The organism is Pseudoxanthomonas sangjuensis, assembly GCF_010211755.1.
GTDB lineage: Bacteria > Pseudomonadota > Gammaproteobacteria > Xanthomonadales > Xanthomonadaceae > Pseudoxanthomonas_A > Pseudoxanthomonas_A sangjuensis.
On record NZ_PDWR01000043.1, the window covers coordinates 1 to 8,560 of the forward strand.

An 8,560-nucleotide genomic window follows, 5' to 3' on the forward strand; every position below is an offset into this window, starting at 1 on the left:
GGCTGGCTGGCCTGCTCAACCGCACCGCGCTTGAACTCGGTGCTGAACTTCCTTCGCTTCGACATGAACACTCCTCATGGCCTTGATCGGCCTTCTCGTAAGTGTCCGTGAAAACGGGGGTGAACCCGAGGGGTGCAGCTTCGGTTGTGGCTCGCCCTCCTGGCGGCCGGACGTCGCGGCCTTCACCGGCCGGCGATTCGCATGGGCGCGATGCGCCCGGTGCATTGGCGATTCCCCACCCCGCGCCGCTCGCGTCGAGGCATCACGACGCAGCGCACATGCGCCTGTCGCAGCCGCGCCCCTGCCTCGTGCGCGCAGCCATGCGCGCCCGGATGCCCCAGGGCGGAAACGTGTTCCTGAAGGTTGGAAAAGCCGGACTTATTCGCGCGCGATGCGCTTCCCTTGCGAACGGCAGAAACAAAACGCCCCCGGGTATTGCGTGACCCGAGGGCGTTCGCCTTGCCTCGGGAGATCGGGGCGGCCGATCTCCCATGGAGTCCGGCCGTGATTAGGTGTTCAAGGTTTCGGGATACCGCTTGCCGGCATCGCGCGCGCGCAGGTCCGCGCCGTGGCAGGGCCACAGTGCAAACAGGTTCTTCGCGTTGGCGAGGGTCATCGACATGGAAATGCGGATTCGAAAAAAACGCCGGTTCGGCGGAAGGCGCGCACGATACTCGCGTCGTTTGCAGGTTGCAACAGGATTTTTTCCGGCGGAACGCGCAGGCCGACGGGCGGTCGCGGACGCGTGGCGGACGCGAAGTTCGCGAAGAGGATCGCCGGCTCGCTAGAATCGCCGCGACCCTGCCTGCCCACACGCCATTGGCCGCTTCCGATCCTGCGCTCCAGACCCTGCTGCTGCCATTCGCCGGCGGCGAACTGGCGTGGCCGGACGGGCCGGTGTTGTTCCTGCGCGCGCGCGACGGCTGGGCGCTGCGGCAATTCCCGACGCGGCAACTGATCTGCGTGCAGGGATTCAAGCCCGATGCCGATGCGTTGTCGCGCGCCGGGCTCGAAGTCGTCGAAGAGACGGCCTTGCCGGCGCGGCAATTCCCGCTGGTACTGGTCCTGCCGCCGCGCCAGCGCGACGAGATGCGGGCGTCGTTCGCGCGCGCCGTGGCGCTGGCCGCGCCCGGCGGGACGGTCGTCGCCGGCATGGCCAACGACGAGGGCGCGAAGTCGGGCGAGGACGACCTGCGGAAACTCGCTGGCCTTGGCGGCAAGCTGACGAAGAACCATTGCCGGGCGTTCTGGACGCCGCCGCTGCACGGCACGCACGATGCGGAACTGCAGGCGCAATGGTCGCAACTCGACGCGCCGCGTTCGATCCTCAATGGCCGTTTCGTCAGCCGCCCCGGCGTGTTCGCCTGGGACCGCATCGACGCGGCCTCCGCGCTGCTCGCGGAGCACCTGCCGCGCGACTTCGCCGACACCGGCGCCGACCTCGGCGCCGGCTACGGCTTCCTGTCGTCGGAAATCCTCGCGCGCAACGAGCAAGTTGCGGCGCTGCACCTGTACGAGGCCGAGGCGCGCGCGTTGGATTGCGCACGGATCAACCTCGCGCCGTTCGCGGACACGGTCGAACTCGACTTCCGCTGGCACGACGTCACCGCCGGCCTGGCGGACCGCTACGACTTCATCGTGACGAATCCGCCGTTCCATGCGATGCAGAAGGCGGATCGCCCCGACATCGGCCGGCGTTTCATCGAAGTCGCCGCGGAGGCACTGGCACCTGGCGGTCGCCTGTGGCTGGTGGCGAACCGGCACCTGCCGTACGAGCAGGTCCTGAATGCGAATTTCGGCAGCGTGCGCGCCGTCGCCGGTCGCGACGGATTCAAGGTGATCGAAGCCGTGAAGAACGGGGCGGCGAAGCCGCGATGAAACTGGTCAAGCACATCGCCAACCTCGGCTACGGCAGCCGCCGCCAGGTCGAGTGGATGTTCCGCGAAGGCCGCATCACCGACGCAGCCGGCGAGGTGCTGTACGCCGACGACAAGGTCGCGCACGAGGCGATCCGCGTCGACGGCGAACCGCTGGACCCGGCGCCGGGCCTGCTGCTGATGCTGCACAAGCCGGTCGGCTACACCTGTTCGACCAGGGACGCCGGGCGCCTGGTCTACGACCTGCTGCCGCCGCGCTTCCGCGCGCGCTCGCCGATCGTTTCGCCGGTCGGCCGCCTCGACCGCGACACCAGCGGCCTGTTGCTGATGACCGACGACGGCGCGCTGCTGCACCGGATCATCTCGCCGAAATCGTCGTTGCCGAAGGTGTACGAGGCGACGCTGGCCGCCGACCTGCGCGGCGACGAGGCGGAACTGTTCGCCAGCGGCGCGCTGGTGCTGGAATCGGAGAAGACCCCGCTGCTGCCGGCGCAGCTCGAGGCCCTGTCGCCGCGGCAGGCGCGGCTGACCCTGCACGAAGGCCGCTACCACCAGGTGCGGCGCATGTTCGCCGCGGTCGGCAACCATGTCGTCGCGCTGCATCGCAGTCGTATCGGCGGGCTCGAACTCGGCGGACTGGAAGCGGGCAAGTGGCGCCTGCTGGAAGCGGACGACCTTGCGCACTTGTTCGCATCGGCGTGAAGCTCGCGTGAAAGAAAAATGATCCGCGTCGCATTCATCGTCGTGATGAATGCATCGTTGGCCACTTTTGGAACTTTGCGAAGTTTGTCGGAAACGACCGCGTTTTTGCGCAGCCGGTCACGCGGTCGCTGCACTTTCCGCAATCGGTATTAAACGATTCGCGTGAAGGCGCGTTCCGGCGGCGATTTCCTGCCTAGCATCTCGTCCGCGCCGCATCCGGCGACATGCGACAACCGACGAGGAAAACCAACATGGCTGCGAAACACAACTACAAGCACAACCTGATGTTCGCCGCGCTGGCCGCGGCGCTGTTCGCCGCCGCGCCGGCGTTCGCGCAGGACGCGCCGGAGACGCCGGAAGAGCCGGCGAACGACGCAAACGCCACTTCCGACCGCCTGGTCGATGCCTACGCCGACACGCTGTTCGGCGGCGACGAGGCCGCTGCCGCCGGAACGATCGCCGCGCTGCGCACCGGCAGCGACATCACCGTGACCACCGAGGTCGAGCGGCAGGCGACCAACGAAGACGGCACGCCGGCCGTCGATGCGGACGGCAACCCGGTGATGGAAACGATCACGGTGGAAACCGTCGTGCCCAACGGCGTCGGCCCGATGGGCTGGGGCGAGGTCGACCACTCGCTGGCGATGGCGCAGGCGCTGATCGGCAACGGCACCTACGCCAGCCTCGACGAAGCGCTGCTCGGCGCGTCGACCGTCGAGACGGTGACCAACGAAGACGGCACCACGACCACCACCGTGGCTTTCTCCGGCGACGGCATCCTGGCGATGCGCGCCGACGGCATGGGCTGGGGCCAGATCGCCAGGGAACTGGGCTTCAAGAGCCTGGGCGAGGTGAAGAGCGGCCGCGCCTTCGCCGATGCGTCGGCCCGGGGCAAGTCGGCCGAGCACCGCGCCGATCCGGCCGTCGCCAGGGTGGACAAGGTCGATCGCGTCGCCAAGGTGGCGCGCCCGGACAGGCCCGAGCGCATCGCCAAGATCGACCGTCCGGTGCGCCCGGAACGCCCGGAACGTCCGGTGAAACCCGAGCGCCCCGGCCGTCCGTAAGCCGGCGATCGATGCGGATCCGCGGCGGGCGCCGTTCGTGCCCGTCGCGGCGATCCGCGTATCCGACAAAAAAAGCACAAGGAACCATCGATGAAGCGTTCCACCTCATTCGTGGTGCCGCTGCTGGCGCTGCTTGCGCTGGCGGGCACGGCACGGGCCCAGGACGGTTTCAGCCTGGGCGCCGGCGTCGACTATTCGTCCGGCGACTACGGCAGCGAAACCACCACCAAGATCCTGTCGGTGCCGCTCAGCGCGCGCTACGTGGCCGGCGGCTGGACGTTCAAGGCCAGCCTGCCGTGGATGCGCGTCGACGGCGACGCCAACGTGGTCCCCGGCCTGGGCAGCGTGGTCAACACCAACCCCAACGGTCGCGGCCGCGGCGGCGGCCCCGTTCCCGACCCCGGCGACCCGGTCGCCGCACCGACCACCGGCACGACTTCCGGCATCGGCGACCTGCGCCTGTCGGCGACCTATGCGCTGCCGCTGCAGGGCGCGTGGGGCGTGGACCTGACCGGCAACGTCAAGGTCGCCACCGCCGACGAGGACAAGGGCCTGGGCACCGGCGCCAACGACTACGGCGCGGCGGTCGACGTGTACCGCAGCGTCGGCGCGGCGACCACGCTGTTCGCCGGCGTCGGCTACACCGTGCTCGGCGACTCGGACTACATCGAGGTCGACTCGGTGATGAACGGCAACCTCGGCTTCAGCCACAAGACCGGGGAAAACAGCGCCGGCCTGATGTACGACTACCGCGAAGCGGTTTCGGCAGCCTCCGACGCGCGCAGCGAAGTCACCGGCTTCTACATCATCCCCACTTCGGAAAGCGGCAAGCTGCAGCTTTACGCCAGCAAGGGCCTGTCCGACGGCAGCCCGGACTGGGGCGCGGGCCTGAATTTCATCGCGGGTTTCTGAGCGCCGGCACGTCCGGCGCGATGCGGAACGGCGGCCCCCGGCCGCCTTTTTCCGCCGTCGGTTCAGGGCGCCAGCAGCTTGCGCCAGCCTTCGTGGCCCAGCCTCCGAAGCGTTTCGACGTTGCGCTCGACGATTACGTCCGGGTCGGGGAAGGCTTCGACCGCGCGTTCCACGCTGTCCTCGCGCAGCAGGTGCAGGGTCGGCCACGGCGAGCGGTTGGTGCAATTGTCGATGTCGTCCGGGCCGCTGCCGGCGAACTGGTACTGCGGATGGAAGCTGGCGACCTGCAGCACGCCCTCCAGGCCGAGCGCGGCGACCGCGGCGTCGGCGTTGTCGAGGAAGTCGTTGTAGTCGCGGAAGTCCTGCAGCACGAACGGATGCACCAGCAGCGTGGTGTCGACCTGTTCCGGCGGCGCGTCGCGCAGCGCCACCAGCTCTTCGGCCAGTTGCTCGAGCAGGGCTTCGGAAGTGGTCGCGTCGCTGAACACGAAGCGCACCTGCTGCTTGACGTACACCGACTTGGCGAACGGGCACAGGTTCAGGCCGATCACCGCGCGCTCCAGCCAGCGCCGGGTGTCGGCGAGGTAGTCGTCGGCTTCGTGCGTCGGTTCCATGGGCGCCATTGTGTACCAGACGGCGCCGGGTTCGCCGGCGCCGGTGCGACAATGGCGCATGGAACCCAAGCACAATCCCGGCCGGGCCGCCGCCTGGATGCTGGCCGCCGTCGCGATTTTCTCGCTGATGGACGCGGCGATGAAGCAGTTGTCCGAACACTATCCGCCGATGCAGGTGGCGCTGCTGCGCGGCGCCTCGTCGCTGCCGTTCGTGCTGGCCTGGGTGCTGGGCAGCGCCGGGCTGCGTGCGATCGTGCCGGTGCGCTGGTCGCTGCACCTGCTGCGCGCGGCGCTGGGCATCGCGATGATCGGCTGCTTCGCCTATGCGCTGAAGCGGCTGCCGCTGTCGACCGCGTACGCGATCATCTTCGTTTCGCCGATGCTGGTGGCCGCGCTGTCGGTATTGCTGCTGGGGGAGAAGGTCGGGCCGAGGCGGTGGCTCGCGATCGCCGTCGGCCTGGCCGGCGTGCTCGTGGTGCTGCGGCCCGGCGGGGGCGGGGCGTTCTCGCCGGCAGGATGGATGGTGCTGCTGTCGGCGCTGGCCTACGCGACGGCTTCGGTCACGGTGCGCCTGCAGGCCCGCACCGAGACCTCGCAGGCGATGGTGGTGTGGTTCCTCGTGCTGATGGCGCTGGGCGGCGGACTGCTGGCCATTCCCGACTGGGTGCCGCTGCGCGCGGAAGACGCCTGGCGGATCGCGGCGCTGGGCCTGTCCGGGGCGCTGGCGCAGGTGGCGCTGACCCGCGCGTTCCAGCTGGGCGAGGCGTCGATGGTCGCGCCGCTGGAATACACCGGGCTGTTGTGGGTTGCGGCGCTGGACTGGCTGCTGTGGCGGACCCTGCCGGGAACGCCGGTGTGGATCGGCGCGGCCATCATCATCGCCAGCGGCGTGTACCTGTTGCGGCGCGAGCCGGCGCACGCCGAGAGCGAGCATCCCTGAAGCGCCCGCAAACGACGACGGCGGGCCGGGGCCCGCCGCCGTCGTCCGGCATTGCGCGCGTATCGCGGATCAGAAGCGCGCGCCGATGCCCACGCCGACCGTCCACGGGTCGTACTTCACTTCCTCGCCGGTGCCCGCGCCGTTTTCGGTCAGGTCGGAACGGCCGTGCAGGTAGCGCGCGTCGGCGCGCGCGAACCACGACGGGCTGATGTTCATGTCGACGCCGACGCTGCCGATGGCGCCCTTGGCGGTGTCGATGCCGACATGGCCGCCGTTGCCGAGGCTGTCCACGGTTTCGCCGTCGAAGTTGGCTTCGTAGTAGCCCAGGCCGACGAACGGGCGGAAGATCCGGTCCGGCGCGCCGAAGTGGTACTGGCCGCTCAGCGCGACCGGCCGCGAGTCGACATTGCCGATCTTGCCGGCGTCGCCGCGCACGCGGTGCTCAAACTTGTCGGCCGCGCCCCACAATTCCACCGCGATGTTCGGCGTGGCGTACCAGCTGGCGCTCAGGGTCGGGGCGAAGCCGCCGTCGAAGTCGAGGCGCGCGCCGTCGATCGGGTCGGAATCCGGTTGCAGCACGGCCACGCCGCCGACCACGGCGAAGCGCCTGTCGGCGCCGGCATCGCCGGACGCGGCGTCCTGGGCGAAGGCGGAAGCAGTGGCAAGCACGGAAACGACGGCAACGCCCAGGGGAAGGAAAGCTTTCATCGCAGACTCCTTGAAGTTTCTCTTTTTGGTGGTGCCCGCAGTCGCGGGCGCGCACACCGTAGGTGGCGATGGATGAATCGCGGCCGGCTTCGCCTGCCCGCGTTCATGCGACCCTTCACGATGCGGTCACCAGCCTGTACCGGTCGCGGGCATCGCATGCCGGAACACAAGGCCTGGCGGGCGGCAGGATGAACATCGCGGCGAACGGTCGCGGCATGCCGCGTTCAGCGAAACGGGATGCGCGGCATGCGGTGCCGCGATCCGCGCATCGCATCCGCAGGGGACACGATGGAGTCCGGACGAGCCGGGCGCCGGTCCTGCCGCGCCGCGCGCGGATCAGCGCGCTTCCAGCGCCTCCAGGTAGCGCTGGCGCCAGGCGTGGATGTCGTAACGCAGCAGGTGGTCCATCATCGCGCGCCAGCGCTCCACCCGCTTGGGTTGCGGCATTGCCGCGGCGGTGGCGATGGCGTCGGCGACGCCGTCGAGGTCGTGCGGGGTGACGATCAGCGCTTCCTTCATCTCGTAGGCGGCGCCGGCCAGCACCGACAGCACCAGCATGCCGGGGTTCTCCGGGTCCTGCGCGGCGACGTATTCCTTCGCCACCAGGTTCATGCCGTCGCGCAGCGGCGTGACCAGGCCGACCTTGGCCAGCCGGTAGAAGCCGGTCAGCGTGGCGTGGGCGAAATTGCGGTTGACGTAGCGCAGCGGCGTCCAGTCCGGCGCGGCGTGGCTGCCGTTGATGTGGCCGGCGATCTGCTCCAGTTCGTTGCGCAGCAGCTGGTATTCGGTGACGTCGCCGCGCGACACCGGCGCGATCTGCAGGTAGGTCAGGCCGCCCTTCTGGTCCGGGTGCCGCTGCAGGTAGCGCTCGAAGCCGCGGAAGCGCTCCGGCAGGCCCTTGGAATAGTCCAGCCGGTCCACGCCGATCGCCAGCATGCGGTGTTCCAGGCTGGTGCGCAGGTCGCGCACCGCCGGCTTGGACATCGCCGACTGCGCCTGTTGCGCGACATGGCGGGTGTCGATGCTGATCGGGAACGCGCCCACGCGCAGGCGGCGCCCGCCCGGCGCTTCGATCGACCCGGCGCGGCGCACCTTGCCGCCGCCGAACAGGCGCACGTAGTCCTGGAAGCGCTCGACGTCGCGCTGGGTCTGGAAGCCGACCAGGTCGTACGCATACAGCGACGAGAACAGCCGCGCATGGTCCGGCATCGCCGCCATCAGGTCGCTGGACGGCATCGGCACGTGCAGGAAGAAGCCGATGCGGCAGCCGATGCCGCGCTCGCGCAGCAGCGCCGCCAGCGGGATCAGGTGGTAGTCGTGGATCCACACCGTGTCGCCTTCGCGCAACAGCGGCGCCAGCCGGTCGGCGAACAGCGCGTTGACCCGGCGGTAGCCCTCGCGGGTCTCGCGGGTGTAGTCGACCAGGTCGAGGCGGAAATGCAGCAGCGGCCACAGCGTGCGGTTGGCGAAGCCGTTGTAGTAGGCGTCGTGATCGTGCCGGCTCAGGTCCATGGTGACGAAACGGATGTCGCCGTCGCTTTGTTCGTGCAGGCGCCCGCTGTCCTCGCGCACGACCTTGCCGCTCCAGCCGAACCAGAGCCCGCCGCGCTCCTGCAGCGCCGCCTGCAGCGCCACCGCCAGGCCGCCGGCGCGGGATTCGCCGGGCGTGGCGACGCGGTTGGAGACGACGACGAGGCGATTCATGGGGCCACCGGCAACGAGTGGGAAGGGGCGGGGAACGCG

At 69.5% G+C, this 8,560-nt stretch carries 8 protein-coding genes; 5 read left to right on the plus strand and 3 right to left on the minus strand.

The window, feature by feature from the left end:
• The first annotated feature begins 819 nt into the window (after positions 1-819).
• The 4 genes from CSC71_RS15010 to CSC71_RS15025 all read left to right on the plus strand — a co-directional run bounded on the left by CSC71_RS15010 (position 820) and on the right by CSC71_RS15025 (position 4,555).
• Positions 820-1,878 (plus strand): class I SAM-dependent methyltransferase, encoded by a 1,059-nt coding sequence (locus tag CSC71_RS15010; protein WP_162375189.1) that lies wholly within the window; start codon positions 820-822, stop codon positions 1,876-1,878.
• Positions 1,875-2,579 (plus strand): pseudouridine synthase, encoded by a 705-nt coding sequence (locus CSC71_RS15015; RefSeq protein WP_162375190.1) that lies wholly within the window; start codon positions 1,875-1,877, stop codon positions 2,577-2,579. Before CSC71_RS15010 ends, CSC71_RS15015 begins: the two co-directional genes overlap by 4 nt.
• A gap of 251 nt (positions 2,580-2,830) precedes the next feature.
• On the plus strand, positions 2,831-3,643 hold the full coding sequence (locus CSC71_RS15020; RefSeq protein WP_162375191.1) for a hypothetical protein: 813 nt from the start codon (positions 2,831-2,833) through the stop codon (positions 3,641-3,643).
• Between the two features lie 90 nt (positions 3,644-3,733).
• The gene (locus tag CSC71_RS15025) at positions 3,734-4,555 is read left to right on the plus strand and encodes a transporter (RefSeq protein ID WP_162375192.1); all 822 of its coding nucleotides are present in this window, start codon (positions 3,734-3,736) and stop codon (positions 4,553-4,555) included.
• Between the two features lie 62 nt (positions 4,556-4,617).
• Here the strand turns inward: CSC71_RS15025 and CSC71_RS15030 are convergent, their stop codons facing one another.
• Complete coding sequence (locus CSC71_RS15030; protein WP_162375193.1) at positions 4,618-5,169, minus strand: DUF1415 domain-containing protein; 552 nt, start codon at positions 5,167-5,169, stop codon at positions 4,618-4,620.
• A gap of 58 nt (positions 5,170-5,227) precedes the next feature.
• Between CSC71_RS15030 and CSC71_RS15035 the strand changes: the two genes are divergently transcribed.
• A complete protein-coding gene (locus CSC71_RS15035; RefSeq protein WP_246192259.1) occupies positions 5,228-6,109 on the plus strand; it encodes a DMT family transporter in 882 nt (293 codons plus the stop codon).
• A gap of 69 nt (positions 6,110-6,178) precedes the next feature.
• On the opposite strand, the gene CSC71_RS15040 is transcribed toward CSC71_RS15035, so the two are convergent.
• Both CSC71_RS15040 and otsA read right to left on the minus strand, forming a co-directional pair.
• Positions 6,179-6,817: an OmpW/AlkL family protein gene (locus tag CSC71_RS15040; protein WP_162375194.1), complete on the minus strand. Its 639-nt coding sequence runs from the start codon at positions 6,815-6,817 to the stop codon at positions 6,179-6,181.
• 336 nt (positions 6,818-7,153) lie between these two features.
• Entirely contained in the window at positions 7,154-8,521 is a 1,368-nt protein-coding gene (gene otsA / locus CSC71_RS15045; RefSeq protein WP_162375195.1) for an alpha,alpha-trehalose-phosphate synthase (UDP-forming), read from the minus strand.
• Between the last annotated feature and the right edge of the window lie 39 nt (positions 8,522-8,560).